The 17,092-nt window shown below is 54.3% G+C and carries 16 protein-coding genes, 3 pseudogenes and 1 riboswitch; of the genes and pseudogenes, 12 read left to right on the top strand and 7 right to left on the bottom strand.

Annotation, left to right across the window (positions count from 1 at the left end):
* Positions 1 to 30: 30 nt before the first annotated feature.
* From WLO32_RS12145 to htpX, 4 genes are all read left to right on the top strand, one after another.
* A complete protein-coding gene (locus tag WLO32_RS12145) occupies positions 31 to 519 on the top strand; it encodes a GAF domain-containing protein (RefSeq protein WP_435945375.1) in 489 nt (162 codons plus the stop codon).
* A 103-nt stretch (positions 520 to 622) separates the two neighbouring features.
* A complete protein-coding gene (gene proQ, locus WLO32_RS12140) occupies positions 623 to 1,309 on the top strand; it encodes an RNA chaperone ProQ (protein WP_435945374.1) in 687 nt (228 codons plus the stop codon).
* A gap of 20 nt (positions 1,310 to 1,329) precedes the next feature.
* Positions 1,330 to 3,378, top strand: coding sequence for a carboxy terminal-processing peptidase (gene prc, locus WLO32_RS12135; RefSeq protein WP_435945373.1), 2,049 nt, complete (start codon positions 1,330 to 1,332; stop codon positions 3,376 to 3,378).
* A 192-nt stretch (positions 3,379 to 3,570) separates the two neighbouring features.
* Positions 3,571 to 4,452, top strand: a complete 882-nt coding sequence (gene htpX, locus WLO32_RS12130) for a protease HtpX (RefSeq protein ID WP_435945372.1) — start codon at positions 3,571 to 3,573, stop codon at positions 4,450 to 4,452.
* 43 nt (positions 4,453 to 4,495) lie between these two features.
* On the opposite strand, the gene WLO32_RS12125 is transcribed toward htpX, so the two are convergent.
* Entirely contained in the window at positions 4,496 to 5,869 is a 1,374-nt protein-coding gene (locus WLO32_RS12125) for an MFS transporter (protein WP_435945371.1), read from the bottom strand.
* A 177-nt stretch (positions 5,870 to 6,046) separates the two neighbouring features.
* Between WLO32_RS12125 and kdgR the strand changes: the two genes are divergently transcribed.
* Positions 6,047 to 6,838 carry a DNA-binding transcriptional regulator KdgR gene (gene kdgR / locus WLO32_RS12120; RefSeq protein ID WP_435945370.1) on the top strand — a complete coding sequence of 264 codons (792 nt, stop codon included), beginning with the start codon at positions 6,047 to 6,049 and terminating at the stop codon, positions 6,836 to 6,838.
* Between the two features lie 39 nt (positions 6,839 to 6,877).
* Here the strand turns inward: kdgR and WLO32_RS12115 are convergent.
* Positions 6,878 to 7,121: pseudogene (locus WLO32_RS12115) on the bottom strand (YobH family protein).
* Positions 7,122 to 7,283: 162 nt separating this feature from the next.
* On the opposite strand from WLO32_RS12115, the gene mgrB reads away from it, so the two are divergent.
* The 7 genes and pseudogenes from mgrB to rlmA all read left to right on the top strand — a co-directional run bounded on the left by mgrB (position 7,284) and on the right by rlmA (position 12,579).
* A complete protein-coding gene (mgrB, locus tag WLO32_RS12110; RefSeq protein WP_121268998.1) occupies positions 7,284 to 7,427 on the top strand; it encodes a PhoP/PhoQ regulator MgrB in 144 nt (47 codons plus the stop codon).
* A gap of 74 nt (positions 7,428 to 7,501) precedes the next feature.
* Positions 7,502 to 7,786, top strand: coding sequence for a YebO family protein (locus WLO32_RS12105; RefSeq protein WP_121268997.1), 285 nt, complete (start codon positions 7,502 to 7,504; stop codon positions 7,784 to 7,786).
* A 42-nt stretch (positions 7,787 to 7,828) separates the two neighbouring features.
* On the top strand, positions 7,829 to 8,830 hold the full coding sequence (locus WLO32_RS12100; RefSeq protein WP_435945369.1) for an MBL fold metallo-hydrolase: 1,002 nt from the start codon (positions 7,829 to 7,831) through the stop codon (positions 8,828 to 8,830).
* Between the two features lie 534 nt (positions 8,831 to 9,364).
* Positions 9,365 to 9,481: a DUF2627 domain-containing protein gene (locus WLO32_RS12095; RefSeq protein WP_121268994.1), complete on the top strand. Its 117-nt coding sequence runs from the start codon at positions 9,365 to 9,367 to the stop codon at positions 9,479 to 9,481.
* A 39-nt stretch (positions 9,482 to 9,520) separates the two neighbouring features.
* Positions 9,521 to 9,730 (top strand): transcription antiterminator/RNA stability regulator CspE, encoded by a 210-nt coding sequence (gene cspE, locus WLO32_RS12090; protein ID WP_001062678.1) that lies wholly within the window; start codon positions 9,521 to 9,523, stop codon positions 9,728 to 9,730.
* Positions 9,731 to 9,987: 257 nt separating this feature from the next.
* The gene (gene ftsI, locus WLO32_RS12085) at positions 9,988 to 11,709 is read left to right on the top strand and encodes a peptidoglycan glycosyltransferase FtsI (RefSeq protein WP_435948296.1); all 1,722 of its coding nucleotides are present in this window, start codon (positions 9,988 to 9,990) and stop codon (positions 11,707 to 11,709) included.
* Positions 11,710 to 11,771: 62 nt separating this feature from the next.
* A pseudogene (gene rlmA, locus WLO32_RS12080) lies at positions 11,772 to 12,579 on the top strand (23S rRNA (guanine(745)-N(1))-methyltransferase).
* A gap of 1 nt (position 12,580) precedes the next feature.
* Here the strand turns inward: rlmA and mntP are convergent.
* The 5 genes and pseudogenes from mntP to manX all read right to left on the bottom strand — a co-directional run bounded on the left by mntP (position 12,581) and on the right by manX (position 16,752).
* Complete coding sequence (gene mntP, locus WLO32_RS12075) at positions 12,581 to 13,147, bottom strand: manganese efflux pump MntP (protein WP_435945368.1); 567 nt, start codon at positions 13,145 to 13,147, stop codon at positions 12,581 to 12,583.
* Between the two features lie 6 nt (positions 13,148 to 13,153).
* A riboswitch (yybP-ykoY riboswitch) is annotated at positions 13,154 to 13,324 on the bottom strand.
* A gap of 198 nt (positions 13,325 to 13,522) precedes the next feature.
* The gene (locus WLO32_RS12070) at positions 13,523 to 13,981 is read right to left on the bottom strand and encodes a DUF986 family protein (RefSeq protein ID WP_435945367.1); all 459 of its coding nucleotides are present in this window, start codon (positions 13,979 to 13,981) and stop codon (positions 13,523 to 13,525) included.
* 72 nt (positions 13,982 to 14,053) lie between these two features.
* A pseudogene (locus WLO32_RS12065) lies at positions 14,054 to 14,902 on the bottom strand (PTS mannose transporter subunit IID); the annotation flags it as partial.
* A gap of 12 nt (positions 14,903 to 14,914) precedes the next feature.
* Positions 14,915 to 15,715: a PTS mannose/fructose/sorbose transporter subunit IIC gene (locus WLO32_RS12060; protein WP_121268984.1), complete on the bottom strand. Its 801-nt coding sequence runs from the start codon at positions 15,713 to 15,715 to the stop codon at positions 14,915 to 14,917.
* Positions 15,716 to 15,789: 74 nt separating this feature from the next.
* Positions 15,790 to 16,752 (bottom strand): PTS mannose transporter subunit IIAB, encoded by a 963-nt coding sequence (gene manX / locus WLO32_RS12055; protein ID WP_435945366.1) that lies wholly within the window; start codon positions 16,750 to 16,752, stop codon positions 15,790 to 15,792.
* Between the last annotated feature and the right edge of the window lie 340 nt (positions 16,753 to 17,092).

Genomic DNA, 17,092 nt, shown 5'->3' with positions numbered 1-17,092 from the left:
AGTAGAGTCAGACAACAAAATGGTTATTCAATGAACAAAGAACAATTTTACGTGGATTTAAACCGCGATTTCAGTGCGTTAATGGCAGGTGAAACAAGTTTTCTGGCAACCCTCGCGAACACCAGCGCGCTACTCTTTGAGCGTCTTGACGGCGTGAACTGGGCGGGATTTTATTTGTTGGAAGGCAATACTCTGGTTCTGGGACCTTTCCAGGGCAAAATTGCCTGCGTGCGTATTCCTGTTGGTAAAGGCGTATGCGGCACGGCGATTTCCACCGGTGAAGTGCAGCGCGTAGAAGATGTGCACGCTTTTGACGGCCATATCGCCTGCGACGCCTCAAGCAATTCCGAAATTGTCTTTCCGCTGGTGGTAAATGACGAGGTGATTGGCGTTCTGGATATCGACAGCACCGAATACGGGCGCTTCACGCCGGAAGACCAACAGGGCTTATCCCAACTGGTTACGCAGCTTTCACAGCTCATAACCGCTACGGATTATAAAAAATTCTTCACTCGATAGCATGATAAGCAACGGATAACGTGGCATTTGCCGATAGCGTCATTATAATGTCGCCTGTTCATGCCGCGGTTTGTTGGCAACTCCGTTGTAATCAGGAAATTTCATGGAAAATCAACCTAAGTTGAATAGCAGCAAAGAAGTTATTACCTTTTTGGCTGAGCGTTTCCCGCAGTGCTTTAGCGCTGAAGGCGAAGCTCGCCCCCTGAAGATTGGAATCTTTCAGGATCTGGTCGCGCGCGTTGAAGGCGAAATGAGCCTCAGTAAAACTCAGCTTCGCTCCGCGCTACGTCTTTATACTTCAAGCTGGCGCTACCTGTACGGTATCAAAGTCGGCGCGGTGCGTGTCGATCTTGACGGCAACCCATGCGGTGAGCTCGATGAGCAGCACGTCGAACATGCCCGCAAGCAGCTTGAAGAAGCCAAAGCTCGCGTTCAGGCCCAGCGTGCCGAACAGCAGGCGAAAAAACGCGAAGCCGCAATTGCGAACGGCGAGACTGTCGAAGACAAACCTCGTCGTGAACGTAAACCGCGCCCGGCCCAGGCTGCGCGTCGTAAAGAAACATCAGAACGCAAACCTCGTGCCGATAAGCCGGCCGCCCAGGCGCCGCGCGAAGAAAAACGCACGCCAGTTACGGATATTTCAGCTCTGCAGGTTGGACAGGCAATTAAAGTCAAAGCGGGTAACAACGCGATGGATGCCACCGTATTGGAAATTACCAAAGATGGCGTTCGTGTACAGCTGACTTCTGGTATGGCAATGATTGTACGCGCAGAACACTTGCAGTTCTGAAACGGAGGCCAGACCCGGGCATGAACAAACTCTTTAAGCTTACGGCCGTCGCTAGCCTGTTGTTTCTTACAGGCAGCGCGTTGGCCGTTGAGAACATCACGCGTGCTGACCAAATCCCGCAGTTAAAGGAAGAAGCACAGCATGCCACGGTGAGTGAGCGCGTAACCTCGCGCTTTACTCGTTCGCATTACCGCCAGTTCGACCTCGACCAGAACTTCTCCGCCAAAATTTTCGACCGCTATCTGAACCAGCTCGATTTCAGCCACAACGTGCTGCTCGCCAGCGACGTTGAGCAGTTCGCCGCGAGGAAAAACCAGATTGGCGACGAGCTGCGTTCGGGCAAGCTGGATGTGTTTTACGATTTGTATAACCTGGGTCAAAAGCGCCGTTTTGAACGCTACGAGTATGCGCTAAAGGTGCTGGAAAAACCGATGGATTTCACCGGTAACGACACCTTTAACCTTGACCGCAGCAAGTCGCCATGGCCGACCAGCGTTGAGGAGCTAAACCAGCTTTGGGACAGCAAGGTCAAATATGACGAGCTCAGCCTGAAGCTCACCGGCAAGAGCGAGCAGGAAATTCGCGAAACGCTGACCAAGCGCTATCAGTTTGCGATTCGCCGTCTGGCGCAGTCCAACAGCGAAGACGTTTTCTCTCTGGCGATGACCGCGTTTGCCCATGAGATTGACCCGCACACTAACTATCTCTCTCCGCGCAATACCGAACAGTTCAACACCGAAATGAGCCTGTCGCTTGAAGGCATCGGCGCCGTGCTGCAAATGGACGATGACTACACGGTTATCAACTCCATGGTGGCGGGCGGCCCGGCGGCGAAAAGCAAGGCGATTACCGTCGGCGATCGTATCGTCGGCGTCGGCCAGACGGGCAAAGCGATGGTAGACGTCATCGGCTGGCGTCTGGACGATGTGGTTGCGCTGATTAAAGGACCTAAGGGCAGCAAGGTGCGCCTGGAAATCCTGCCTGCCGGCAAAGGCACCAAAACCCGCATCGTCACCTTAACGCGCGAGCGCATACGTCTGGAAGACCGCGCCGTGAAGCTGACGGTGAAAACCGTGGGCAAAGATAAGGTCGGGGTGCTGGATATTCCTGGCTTCTACGTTGGCCTGACGGATGACGTCAAGGTGCAGCTGCAGAAGCTGGAAAAACAGAACGTGAAGAGCGTGATCATCGATCTGCGTTCTAACGGCGGCGGCGCGCTGACCGAAGCCGTGTCGCTGTCCGGCCTGTTTATTCCAGGCGGCCCGGTGGTGCAGGTTCGCGACAACAACGGCAAGGTCCGTGAAGATAGCGATACCGACGGCGTGGTTTACTACAAAGGCCCGCTGGTGGTGATGGTTGACCGCTTCAGCGCCTCCGCCTCGGAAATCTTTGCCGCCGCGATGCAGGACTACGGCCGCGCGCTGATCGTCGGCGAACCGACGTTCGGTAAAGGCACCGTGCAGCAGTATCGTTCGCTGAATCGTATTTACGACCAGATGCTGCGTCCGGAATGGCCTGCGCTGGGTTCCGTGCAGTACACCATTCAGAAGTTCTACCGCATCAACGGCGGCAGCACCCAGCGTAAAGGCGTCACGCCGGACATTACGATGCCAACCGGCACGGAAGAGACCGAAACCGGTGAGAAGTTCGAAGACAACGCCTTACCGTGGGACAGCATTAACGCCGCTACCTACGTGAAGTCGGGGGATTTGGCGCCCTTTGAGCCGGAGCTGCTGAAGCTGCACCAGGACCGCATCGCTGCGGACCCGGAATTCCAGTACATCATGAAGGACATTGCGCGTTTCAATGCCCTGAAAGAAAAACGCAACATCGTCTCCCTGAACCTCGCCCAGCGTGAGAAAGAAAACCAGGAAGAAGATGCTACGCGGCTGGCGCGCATCAACGACCGCTTCAAGCGTGAAGGCAAAGCGCCGCTGAAAAAACTCGACGATCTACCTAAGGATTACCAGGAGCCGGATCCGTATCTCGATGAAACGGTTCACATTGCCCTGGACCTTGCGAAAATGGAAAAGGACAAACCGGCAGAGCAGCCAGCCGCCGCGAAGTAATCCCCCAGCGGGCACAAGAAATTGTGCCCGTTTTTTTGCCTCCCTCAAGTCAGGTCAGCCCCGCCTCTGTAAAGTGTAAAGTTATGTATTATTAACCACTTGTGGTGCCCGGATGCTTGAAAATGGCAGGCTTGCCCCTACGATGTGGGGTAACGCACAGTGCGTATTTTTAACCGAGGTAAAAAGAAAATTATGATGCGTATCGGGCTTTTCCTGCTGACCAACCTTGCGGTTATGGTCGTTTTTGGGCTTGTGCTAAGCCTGACGGGGATCCAGTCAAGCAGCGTTTCTGGTCTGATGATCATGGCGGTATTGTTTGGCTTTGGCGGTTCAATCGTTTCACTGCTGATGTCGAAATGGATGGCGTTACGTTCGGTGGGCGGGGAAGTTATTGAGCAGCCGCGCAACGAAACTGAACGCTGGCTGATGGAAACCGTCGGCCGTCAGGCGCAGCAGGCGGGTATCGCCATGCCGCAGGTGGCGGTCTACCATGCGCCGGACATCAACGCGTTCGCAACGGGCGCCCGCCGCGATGCTTCGCTGGTGGCCGTCAGCACCGGTCTGTTGCAGAACATGAGCCGTGATGAGGCTGAGGCGGTGATCGCTCACGAAATCAGCCACATCGCCAACGGCGACATGGTCACCATGACGCTGATTCAGGGGGTGGTGAACACCTTTGTTATCTTCATCTCCCGCATCATCGCGCAGGTGGCCTCAGGCTTCCTGTCCGGCAACCGTGACGAAGGCGAAAGCAGCAACGGCAACCCGCTGGTGTACTTTGCCGTGGCGACGGTACTGGAGCTGGTGTTTGGCATTCTCGCCAGCATTATCACCATGTGGTTCTCCCGTCACCGCGAATTCCACGCTGACGCGGGTTCGGCAAAACTGGTTGGCCGTGAAAAGATGATTGCGGCGCTGCAGCGCCTGAAAACCAGCTATGAGCCGCAGGAAGCCAGCAGCATGATGGCGTTTTGTATCAACGGCAGAGCGAAATCCATGAGCGAACTGTTTATGACGCACCCGCCGCTGGACAAGCGTATTGAAGCGCTGCGTAACGGCGACTACCTGAAGTAAGAAGCTAAAACGAAAAAAGCGTGCCCTTATCGGCACGCTTTTTTTATGCCTGAACGCGGGGTTGCGACATGCGTAAGCTGCTGACGATCGCCGCAAGCGTCGCAAAACTACCGGCCAGCAGGAGGGAGGCGTGGGTGCCGTGTTCGTGGAACATATTGAACATCAGGGCTACAAGGGCGGCCCCGGAGCTTTGTCCCAGAAGGCGCGCCGTACCCAGCATGCCGCTTGCTCCACCGCTACGGTGGCGCGGCGCGGCGGAGATAATCGTATGGTTGTTAGGAGACTGGAACAGCCCGAAGCCTGCGCCGCACAGGATCATGCGCCAGACGATATCGATATCGCTCGGGTCAGGCGGCAGCAGCGCCAGGGCGAACAGCCCGGCAGCCATTACCGCAAGGCCAACTCCGCCTAATAATCCCGCATGGACGCGCTCGATTAAATAGCCGGCGAGCGGCGCCATCACCATAGTCGCAAGCGGCCACGGGGTCAGCAGCAGCCCGGTATCCACCTCGCTGCGGCCAAGAACGGTCTGCAGGAAGAAGGGCAGGGAGACAAACGCCAGCATCTGCGCCGCAAACGAACAGACGGAGGTGCCCATCGAGAGTGAAAAAACAGGAATGCGCAGCAGGTCGACCGGCAAAATCGGGAACGGCAGCGCCAGCTGGCGACGGATAAAGAAATAGCCAATGACCACCAGCGCGACCAGCTCGCCGATAATCAGGGCGCCCGGCTGTCCCTGCGAGAAGCCGCTGATGGCGGAAATCAGCAGGCCAAAAGTCAGGGCGTTCAAAATGGCGCCCGGAATATCAAACCGCTGGCCCTGAGCCTTTTGCTGATTCGGCGGCAAATAACGCACGGCTAAAAGAAACGCCATAATGCCGATGGGCACGTTGATTAAGAACAGCCACTGCCAGGAGGCGACAGAGAGTATCGCTGCCGCGACGGTCGGCCCGGCGGCCGAGGAGACGGCGACGATAAAGGAGTTAATCCCCATTCCCCGCCCCAGAAAACGCTGCGGATAAATAAGCCTGATCAGCGCGGTGTTTACGCTCATTAACGCGGCGCCGCCGAAGCCCTGCAGAACGCGCGCCAGGGTGAGCATGGGCAGCGAAGGGGAAAGGGCGCAGAATAATGACGTCAGGCAAAAAAGCACCAGCCCGCACTGATAAATCCGGCGATAGCCAAAAAGATCGCCTAAAAACGACATCGACAGGAGCGAAACGATAATGGCTATCTGGTAGCTGTTTACCACCCAAATCGATTCTGCCGGGCTGGCGTTAAGATCGCGGGCGATGGTCGGGAGCGCGACGTTCGCAATGGCGCCGTCAAGCACCGCCATAGTGATGCCCAGGGCGATGGCGAAGATGGCGCCATAACGCTGGGGCGTCGGCAACCCGTCGGGGAAAGATTTATCCATAGGAGTAGTGTGACTTTATGGGTATTATTTTATGAGTCGTTATTTTAGCATTGATATTTCTGTGATATGTCGCAGATTTGTAACGAAATAGCATTGATTCATTGCGGTAGACCGGGCGTCAATTTATACTAAAAACCGGTTCTGATTTTTATAAAACACGTGCGATCGAGGTGATTAATGGCAATCGCAGATCTGGATAAACAACCTGATTCTGTCTCTTCTGTCCTGAAAGTTTTTGGCATCCTGCAGGCCCTTGGCGAAGAACGTGAAATTGGTATCACTGAACTTTCGCAACGCGTCATGATGTCAAAAAGCACCGTCTATCGCTTTTTGCAAACCATGAAGTCGCTGGGCTACGTCGCCCAGGAAGGCGAGTCCGAGAAATATTCCCTGACGCTGAAGCTGTTTGAGCTGGGCGCCCGCGCGCTGCAAAACGTCGATTTGATTCGCAGCGCGGACATCCAGATGCGCGAGCTGTCGCGCCTGACCAAAGAGACCATTCACCTGGGCGCTCTGGATGAAGATAGCATCGTCTATATCCATAAAATCGACTCCATGTATAACCTGCGTATGTACTCCCGCGTGGGGCGTCGCAATCCGTTATACAGCACCGCGATTGGTAAAGTGCTGCTGGCGTGGCGCGATCCGCAAGAGGTGAAAGAGATTCTGGCGGGCGTGGAGTATACGCGCAGCACCGAACGCACCATCACCAGCACCGAAGAGCTGCTTCCGCTGCTGGATAAGGTTCGCGAGCAGGGCTACGGAGAAGATAACGAGGAGCAGGAAGAAGGGCTGCGCTGTATCGGCGTTCCCGTATTTGACCGTTTCGGCGTCGTCATCGCCGGGTTGAGCATCTCTTTCCCAACCCTGCGATTCTCTGAAGACCGCCTGCACGAATACGTGAAGATGCTGCACAACGCCGCGCGAACTATTTCGGAACAAATGGGTTATCACGATTATCCGTTCTGATTAGACGCAAGAAAAAAACGCCGCATTTAGCGGCGTTTTTTATTGTCCGTCGTCGATGACGGTGGTGCTTTTGCGCAGAACCGGACAGTTGGTGAGGCCGATAATGCCGCTGTCGGTGTGAACGAACTGGGCGGTGACGATATTTCGGGCGGTTAAATATTTACACTGCAGGCCCCAGGCCTGCGGCATTCTCGTTGCTGCCAATCAAAACGCCATAGCCCGATAAGAGCAAACCGATCCACAAAAGAGCTATTACAATAATGGTGCGGATCACCATACGCATGGAAACCTCATTTTTTGCTGTGAATTCTGCCTCTAAGCGTAGCGGATTGTTCTGCGCAAACAATATCAAGATTCCTAAATCGTTAAATGCAGGGACGGTTAAGCCAGGTTTAATTTAGCGGTGGTAGGCTTGAGGAAGATCAGTAATGAAGTGGAGAGATGAGTGAAAAAGTACCGATGGGTGATTCTGGCGGCAATCGTTATCGCCTGCCTGCTTTTATGGACCCAGATGTTTAACGTGATGTGCGATCAGGACGTACAGTTTTTCAGCGGCATCTGCACAATCAATAAATTTATCCCCTGGTAGGGTATTTTTAGTCGATATGATGATCTCCTTGCGCCCGGGCAGGTGTAGAATACGCGTTTTGTTGAGGTGGTAAGATGAACGAACTGAACGTTGGCATTTTTAATATTGCGTCCCTGGCAGTCTCCCTGGTTGTGCTGTTGATCGGTCTGGTACTGTGGTTCTTCGTTAATCGCGCCAGCAGCCGCGCAAACGAACAAATCGCCTTGCTTGAAGAGCTGCTCGATCAGCAAAAGCGCCAGAACGCTTTGCTGCGCCGCTTATGTGAGGCAAACGAGCCGGAAGTAGAGAAAAAAGCGACGGCCGTGAAGGATGAAGACGATGTAGAAGACGATTTCGTCCGCCTGGTCGCAGAGCGGTAACTCTCTGTCGGGCGGTTCACCGCTTTTTCTTCAGGAGCCGGTATGCCCTGGAAAAATCCCTGGTTCGATCCCGAGCTGCCGCACCATCTCCCCGATGGTTTTCGCAACCTGCACTCTGTGAAACGCCAGCCGGGCGACGTTAAGCGCTGGCGTGAAGAACGAAAAGCGCAGGGGCTCCCGCACCCTCCGGCCGGCGGCTATCCGGCCTTTATCGATCGCTGGTGGCAAAAGGCCCGGCTGGCGGGCGACGATGACCGCGCCTGGTGGCTGGGGCACGCAAGCCTGCTGCTACGTCTGCAGGGGCAGTATCTGCTTACCGATCCGGTTTTCTCTCAGCGCGCCTCACCTTTTCCTTTTGCAGGCCCCCTGCGTAAAACGCCGGTTTCATTAAGCGTTGACGAGCTTCCTCAGCTTGATGCGGTGCTTATTTCCCATAACCATTACGATCACCTCGACAGCGCCACGGTGCGCCGGATTGTCAGACGTTTCCCGAAGGTCCATTTTTTCGTGCCGCTTGGATTAAAAAACTGGTTTACAAGGCGCGGTATCCGCCATGTAACCGAACTTGACTGGTGGCAGGCGTTAACCTGGCGGGGAATGGCGGTTACCGCCGTGCCCGCCCAGCACTGGAGCATGCGCTCGCTATGGGATCGCAACCGCAGCCTGTGGTGCGGATGGATAGTTGAAACCGAGCGGCTACGCTTCTGGTTCAGCGGCGATACGGGCTATACAAGCGATCTGGCGGATATTGCGCTGCGTACGGGCCCGCTGGACGCCGCCGCTATCCCGATAGGAGCCTATGCGCCGCGCTGGTTTATGGGCAATCACCATATGGATCCCCAGCAGGCCGTCAGGTTATGGCAGCAGATTGGCCGCCCGGTGACGATACCTATTCACTGGGGCGTCTTTGAGCTTGCCGACGAGCCGCTGGATTCGCCGCCGCAGGAGCTGTTGGCGGCCCTGAAGGATGCCGGAGAACGGCAGGAAGGCTTCACGCCGTTTGTCATTGGTCAAAGCGTCGCCTTATTTAAAAATACGAATTAATTATTACCCCCGTCTTTTTAGCGATTTATTTTTTTGAAAAAAAGATACGTATTTTATGAACTATATTATAGCGAAACGTTTTTATTGCCTCGTCATGAAGCACATTGTCATTAAACTTTCATTATTTTGGTGCAATATTACAGCTTAACTGTTCAAGCTTTATTCTATTTGGCCGCTGCTTTAAAGCTTCGCCGCCCGCACAGGGATACAGGCATTTTGCATTGCACATTTTTTGCATAGTTATGCAGCATAAATCATAAGCATAACGCCTGGCGAGGCGACTTTTTCAGACTTCGCCTGGACGAAGTGAAGCCTTTGAGCTATGGTAAAAAAGTTGTCTGATTCATGCTGTTGCAGGCGCGGCGACGGGCGAAAGCCTGTTAAGTGTTTATTCATCAATCCACGTTTGTTTTCTCTGAACAAACGGGCAGTTTTTGAATCTGTGCGGCAGATCGATACGTGCTTAAAAATGGCTTGCCATTGTTTACGTTGTATGTGATAACACTTTGGGTCAAACGAGGTACAGTTCTGTCTATGTATGGCATTTTCAGTAAAGAAGTTCTGAGTAAACACGTTGTCGTTGAATACCGCTTCTCTGCCGAACCTTATATTAGTGCCTCAAGCAGTAACGTCTCTGTTTTATCTAAGTAATGCCTGCGGGCGAAGAAAACTATCTAAGGAATTTGCAAAATGGCAAAGATTAAAGGTCAAGTTAAGTGGTTCAACGAGTCTAAAGGTTTTGGCTTCATTACTCCTGCTGACGGCAGCAAAGACGTGTTCGTACACTTCTCTGCAATCCAGGGTAACGGCTTCAAAACTCTGGCAGAAGGCCAGAACGTTGAGTTCGAAATCCAGGACGGCCAGAAAGGCCCTGCTGCAGTTAACGTGACTGCCATCTAATTCAGCTGAATTAGGCTCAGGCGTCAAAACGCCTAATTGAGTTAAAAGCCTCGCATTTCACGCGGGGCTTTTTAATGGCTGAAATAAACTCAATATTTTTCAAATTATGACCAGACGCCTCTCCGCGTTGCCTCTTGTTGCAATCCTGTGAAGGATGTAGCACTCCTTTCGTCCGCGCCGTTGCCAATATCTGTTTAAATTTTCAATCGCTTAAGTTTTGATAAGGATTGATTGTGCGGAAACTTTCCCCGTCGTTGATGGGCAATTTCATCCAGTGGCGTTTCGGGCTGCTTTGTCTGGCTATCCTGCTAAGCCTGCTGTTTTTGCTGGGCAGGGTCGCCTGGCTACAGATAGTCTCGCCTGATAACCTGGTCAAACAGGAAGATATGCGTTCCCTGCGTGAAAAAACCATCGTGGTGCCGCGCGGCATGATAGAGGACCGCGATGAACGTCCGCTGGCGGTCAGCGTCCCGGTCAAGGCGGTATGGGCCGATCCTAAAGTCATTATGGAAAAAGGCGGCGTTCAGTTCGACAGCCGCTGGCAGGCGCTTGCTAACGCCCTGCACACGCCGCTGAGCGACATCGCCGCGCGCATCCATCGCAGCGACCAGAGCCGTTTTATCTACCTTGCTCGTCAGCTCGACCCGCAGCAGGCGGCCTGGATCGACAAGCTCAATATTGCGGGTATCTCCCTGCGTGAGGAATCCCGCCGCTTTTATCCCGCCGGGCACGTAGCCGCCAATCTGCTGGGCTTCACCAATATCGACGATCAGGGCATTGAAGGCATTGAAAAGAGCTTTAATCGCCAGTTAACCGGCGTGGCTGGCGAACGGCTGGTACGTAAGGACCGCTATGGACACGTGATTGAGAATATTACGGAGACGCCGCCCAGCCCGGCGCACAACATTATCCTGAGTATCGATGAACGCCTGCAGACGGTAACGGAAGATGCGCTGAGCAACGCGGTGTCCTGGAATAAAGCGGCGTCCGGCGCGGCGGTGATTATCGATGTGAATACGGGCGAGGTGCTGGCGATGGCGAGCTACCCGACGTTCAATCCGAACAATCGCGACGGGGCGACCTTAGACGACTTCCGTAACCGCGCCATCAGCGACACTTTTGAGCCCGGCTCCACGGTTAAGCCCATGGTTATTATGAGCGCCCTGAAGCAGGGCATCGTGCAGCCCGACAGCGTGGTGGACACGCATCCCTATATGCTCGACGGGCACCGGATCCGCGACGTGGGCTTTTATCCTCAGCTCACCCTCACCGGCATTTTGCAAAAGTCGAGCGATACCGGCGTTTCTCGCCTCTCCCTTGCCATGCCGATTCAGGCGCTGCTCGATACCTATAAAAACTTCGGCTTCGGAACGCCGACCGGCCTGGGGCTGACGGGGGAGAGCAGCGGCTTGCTGCCGCATCGGCAGCGCTGGGGGCAGCTGGATCGCGCGACCTTCTCCTTTGGCTACGGGCTGATGGTAACGCCGCTGCAGCTGGCGCACGTCTACGCCACCATAGGAAGCTTCGGCATTTCCAGACCGCTTTCCATTACGCGAGTGGATCCGCCCGTGGTCGGGCAGCGGGTGATGTCCGCTGAGATCGCCCATCAGGTTGAACATATGATGGAAAGCGTGGCGCTGCCGGGCGGCGGCGGCGTTAAGGCCGCCGTGCGCGGCTACCGCGTGGCGGTAAAAACCGGGACGGCGAAGAAAATCGGCGATGACGGCAAATATATCGATAAGTACGTGGCCTATACCGCAGGCGTTGCGCCCGCAAGCAACCCTCGTTTTGCCTTAGCCGTGGTTATTAACGATCCTTCTAACGGCGATTATTACGGCGGGGCGGTTTCAGCCCCGGTATTTAGCCAGATTATGGGCGACGTGCTGCGTCTGGAGAATATCGAACCGGATGGTTTACCGCCGGGCGATGAGCGTCTGGTGATGCTTAATAAGGCAAACCCGACGGCTCCGGCGCCGTAGCCGCTTTTCGTCACCGGGCGTAAGGGTTACACTTGCGCCCTCTACAGCTATCCGGAGTCACCATGTCCTATCTCTGCCCGCTTTGCCATTCCCCCCTTGCCGCGCAGGAAAAAAGTTTTCTTTGTCCGCAGGGACACCGGTTCGACGAGGCGAAAGAGGGCTACGTGAACCTTTTGCCGGTGCAGCACAAGCGCTCTAAGGATCCGGGCGACAGCGCTGAGATGATGCAGGCCCCGCCGCGCTTTTCTGGACGCGGGGCATTACCAGCCTCTGCGCGACGCTATCAGCCGGATGTTGACCGAGCATGCGCCGGCGGCGGTATTAGATATTGGCTGCGGGGAAGGGTATTACACCGCGGGCTTTGCCGAAGCGCTAAAGGGCCGGGCGGAAAATATCTGGGGGCTCGACGTGGCGAAAGTCGCGATTCGCTATGCGGCTAAGCGCTATTCACAGGTGCAGTTTTGCGTCGCCTCCAGCCACCGGCTGCCGTTCGACGACGGCAGTCTGGATGCCGTGGTGCGAATCTTTGCGCCCTGCAAGGCGCAGGAGCTGGCGCGCGTCGTCAAACCAGGCGGCGTGGTAATTACCGCCACGCCGGGGCCGCGCCATCTGATGCAGCTAAAGGGGCTAATTTACCAGGAAGTTTTACTGCATTCGGAAGAGGTGGAATCTCTGCCCGGCTTCGTTGAGGAGCAAACGCAGCGGATCGGCTGGGCCATGACTCTTAATGGAGAGGAAGCGGCGGCGCTGCTGCAAATGACGCCGTTTGCCTGGCGCGCGCGTCCTGAAGTGTGGGAAGCGCTGAAAGCGGAAACGGCGTTTGCCTGCGAAACCGATTTTGTGGTGCGTGTCTGGCGGCGCGAAGCGTAGCTTAAGGGTGAAAATGGCTGTACAGAATCTGGCAGCCGATGCCAATCAGCACCAGGCCGCCGAGGATCTCGGCGCGTTTGCCCAGCATCGGGCCGATAAAGCGGCCGACCATCATTCCCAGCGTGGACATAATCATCGTGGCGCAGCCAATCGCCAGCGCGGTTTCAATGATGTTGACCTTTAAAAACGCCAGGCCCACCCCTACCGCCATGGCGTCCAGGCTGGTGGCGATGGCGGTGGTGACTAATAGCCAGAAGCCGTGTCGCTGTAGCTTCGGCGCCTCTTCTTCATTCCCGCCGCGGAACCCTTCGATAAGCATCCTGCCGCCAAGGAACACCAGCAGCACAAAGGCCACCCAGTGGTTCCATTCCAGCACCACCTGGCTTGCCAGCAGGCCAAGACACCAGCCGATAAGCGGGGTAATAGCCTCAATAACGCCGAAAATAAGCCCGGTGCGCAGCGCTTCGGAAAATTTGGGTTTGTGCAGCGAGGCGCCTTTACCTATCGATGCGGCGAAAGCGTCCATCGACATGCCAAAGGCGAGGAGAAGAGTTGCGGAGAGATTCATTACGGCGCCTCAGTTGGGAAGATCATATACACGTCACCCATCCCCAACGTTCGATGGTTACGTGCCTATGGTCTCGCCTACTCTATCTGAGTCGTACACGCCACGTTCTTAGAACGAGTATGTTGACATGTACATTTTCACGGAAGTGAAAATCGGCTACTCCCCAACGACGGGCGCAACCTTAACATATTTTTTGAAGTTAAAACAATATTTGATATTGACCTTTAACTGCGCAAATGATAACGATTTTCATTTAATTGAAAAGGTTATCAAACCGTTAATAAATAAGCGCGCAAAATAGCCGGAAATAGCTTTGGCTATGTTTTTAAAACCCGCAAACTGGTCAAAAAATATAGGTATTGCTATGTTTTTAAGCTATTGAGTGACAACGAGAAGTTTATAAATTTTTTCCAGGTCGTCTATATTCCTGACGCGGATAAGCAAACGCCGCTGCTCTAATTGCATCACCAGAACGCCGTCCTCGGATAAATTCATCTCTTTTATACGGGAATAGAGGATCCATGCGCCGGCAAAGAAGAAACCTTCATTTTTGAACAGCAGCCTGGGCTGACGAATCCATGAGAGATAAATAGCGACCAGCGCCAGGGCAGATAATAGCCAGGTGGTCAACGCGGTGCCGTTAGCGGTGATGTTGTTGTAAATGAGGATCCCCACCAGGCCGACAAAAATCGTGCTGTCGATGCGGTTACGCCGCAGAAGGGGAATGGCCAGGCGCGTGGTGCCTTTGAGCTTATCCATAATAAATTCGTTATAAATCGCCCAGCCGAGCAGGACGGCGATAAAGACCAGCAGCACCACATCCGTTAACGTCATCACGTCTTAATCTTCCTTCTGAAATAAAAAACCGGGGCAGGGCCCCGGTTTGCATAGCAGCTTAATTACAGGCCCAGCAGGCCCGATAGCATAACCGACAATACCGATGACGAAGAAGCCCATGATTATCCACAGCGCGTTCACTTTCTTACGCAGTAGCCACATACAGGCGAAGGTCAACAGCAGCGGCACAAGGCCCGGCATCAGCTGATCGAGGATGGTTTGCACGGTGGTGACTTTAACCGCGCCGGTCTGGTCGGTGATCCTCGATACCACCAGCGGGATATTAACGTGCGTCCACTTGTTAACCAGCGCCCCCATGACAAAGAGGCCGAGAATCGACGCCCCCTCGGTCAGTTTTTGCAGGAAGCCGCCGCCCATATCCTTAACGATATCAATACCCTTACGGTAACCGTAGGCCACGCCGTAGTAACGGGTCAGCAAACGCACGGCGTTAAACAGGATAAAGAACAGCAATGGACCCAGCAGGCTGCCGCTCATGGCGATCCCGGCGCCCAGGGCTGCGAAGACGGGACGCACGGTGCCCCAGAAGATGGGGTCGCCTACGCCCGCCAGCGGCCCCATCAGACCAACTTTGATGCCGTTAATGGCGCCATCGTCGATCTCCGCGCCGTTGGCGCGCTGCTCTTCCATCGCAAGCGTTACGCCCAGCACGGGCGCCGCTACGTAAGGATGGGTGTTGAAGAACTCCAGGTGACGTTTAATCGCCTGTTTGCGCGCGTCGTTATTCTCAGGATACAGGCGTTTAATCGCCGGAATCATCGAGAAGCAGAAGCCCAGCGCCTGCATACGTTCGAAGTTCCAGGAACCCTGGAAGAGGTTCGAACGCAGGAACACGCCACGAATATCACCAGCGGTGAGTTTCTTCTCGGTAGTCGTTGTTTTGGTGGTATCAACCATTTCGCTCACCTATTAATCTAATTCGTTATCGAGGTCGTTAGAACCAGCTGCCGGCGCCGGGGCACCCGCGGAACGGTTGTATTTCGGGCTAAGCTGGATATACAGGATGGCCATCACGGCGCCAATCACGCCCAGCGCAACGAGGTTGAACTCGGTGAACGCGGCGGTTACGAAGCCCAGGTAGAAGAACGGCATCAGGTAGCCTGCGCGCATCATGTTGATAACCATGGCGTAACCAACAACAACGATCATGCCGCCGGCGATGTTCAGACCGCTGGTTACCACCTCAGGGATGGCGTTAAGCATGTTCTGCACTTCGCTGGTGCCGACGGAAATCGCCACGATGACCGCCGGGATCGCGATACGCATCGCCTGCAGGAACAGGGAGGAGACGTGGATCCAGGAAAGGGCTGAGAGGTTGCCGTTTTCGGCAGCTTTATCCGCCGCGTGCTGGAAACCAACGGTAATGGTACGAACGATGATGGTCAGCACCTGGCCTGCCGCGGCCAGCGGGATGGCCAGCGCGATACCGGAACCAATGCCCTGATGGCCGGCGATAACCAGAATGGTTGAGATAATGGAGGCGAGAGCGGCATCTGGCGCAACGGCGGCGCCGATGTTCATCCAGCCCAGCGCGATCATTTCGAGGGTACCGCCGATAATAATACCGGTTTTCATATCACCCAGTACAAGACCGATTAGAGTACAGGCGACAAGCGGACGGTGGAACTGAAATTCATCAAGGACTGATTCCATACCGGCAATACAGGCTACGATAAACACCAGCACAATCTGAAGAGTGGTAATCTCCATTGTACTTCTCCTTAAACGTATGACTTAAGTGTAAAAACTGAGCAAAACGTAGAATCAGGCAAATTCGGCAGCGGTTAGCTTTTCACCTTCGCGATCAGATCCATCATTTTGAGTTTTTGATCGGTTGAGACCTTACGGGCTTCAAGCTCAATGCCGCGCTCGTTCAGTTTCTTAAAGGCCGCAATATCTTTTTCATCGACTGAAATAGCGTTGTTCACCTGGGTTTTGCCCTGGCGGAACGCCATACCACCGATATTGACCGAAGTAATTTTCACGCCGCCTTCCACCACGCGCTCAACGTCGGTTGGATTAGTAAAGAGCAGCATCACACGATCGCCTGCATATTTCGGGTTGTTATAGACGCGGATCATTTTCGCCACGTCCACCACGTGCGCGGTAACGCCAGGAGGTGCGACCTGGGTTAACAGCGTTTTACGTACGGTATCGGCTGCGACCTCGTCGCTGACGACGATGATGCGCGTGACGTTGGTTTCTTTAGTCCAGCGGGTAGCGACCTGGCCGTGAATTAAGCGGTCGTCGATACGGGCCAGACCAATGTTCATATAGTCGTTTGGACCCATTGGCTTAGCCGGCGCCGCCGCTTTTGGCGCTGCCGCTACAGGGGCTGCTTTTTCAACGGGCTGAGCTTTCAGGGCCTTAACCCCTTCACGGCCGGTTTCTATCGCCAGCGCCACCAGTTCATCAAAGGAAGGGTTATCATCACGCGCCATCAGCGTCTCGACCAGCATCGGAATGTTGACCCCGGCCACGACTTCGTAATGCTCTTTGTCGACGACAATACGGCTTGCCGCATTGAAAGGACTACCGCCCCAGGTATCGACCAGAAACAGCACACCTTTACCGGTGTCCAGATTCGCCAGCCGCGCGTTGTACTTTTCAATCAGCGTTTCGGCGTTTTCACCGGGAACGAAATCTATCCAGCCAACGTTTTCTTGCTCGCCTAATAGCATTTCGGCGGTTTTCAGCAGCTGTTCCGCCGCCCAGCCGTGCGTGCCTATGACAATAGCAATAGTCACTTGCTACCTCCTGAGTTTGTCATTGCAACATCCTTACGAATGTTTCTTTAGATCTGAACCGATCGCATGAATCGATTCAGATAAGGGGTTAAGAAAAGTTGAATCATTTACCGGAATTATTTTAGACAGTGAAAAAATAATTTATGTGATGAAGATCCGTAATTTAACTTTGTTATGCTTTCAATGAATTGAAGTGCAAAATATGACCTGATTAAGTGACATTTAAATTGCAAAGACAGGTAAATCTTTGCAAAAGGGTATTTTGCTCTGATAATGTTGAGCTCCTGTTTAATTTCCAAGGAGTAGAGGGCAGCAGCCCGCCGTATGGACCGTCACCGAC

The sequence above is a fragment of the Dryocola mayonis genome, from assembly GCF_051307045.1.
Lineage (GTDB): Bacteria > Pseudomonadota > Gammaproteobacteria > Enterobacterales > Enterobacteriaceae > Dryocola.
The sequence above is the reverse complement of the archived record's forward strand: the minus strand, read 5'-3'. Positions and strand labels throughout refer to the sequence as shown.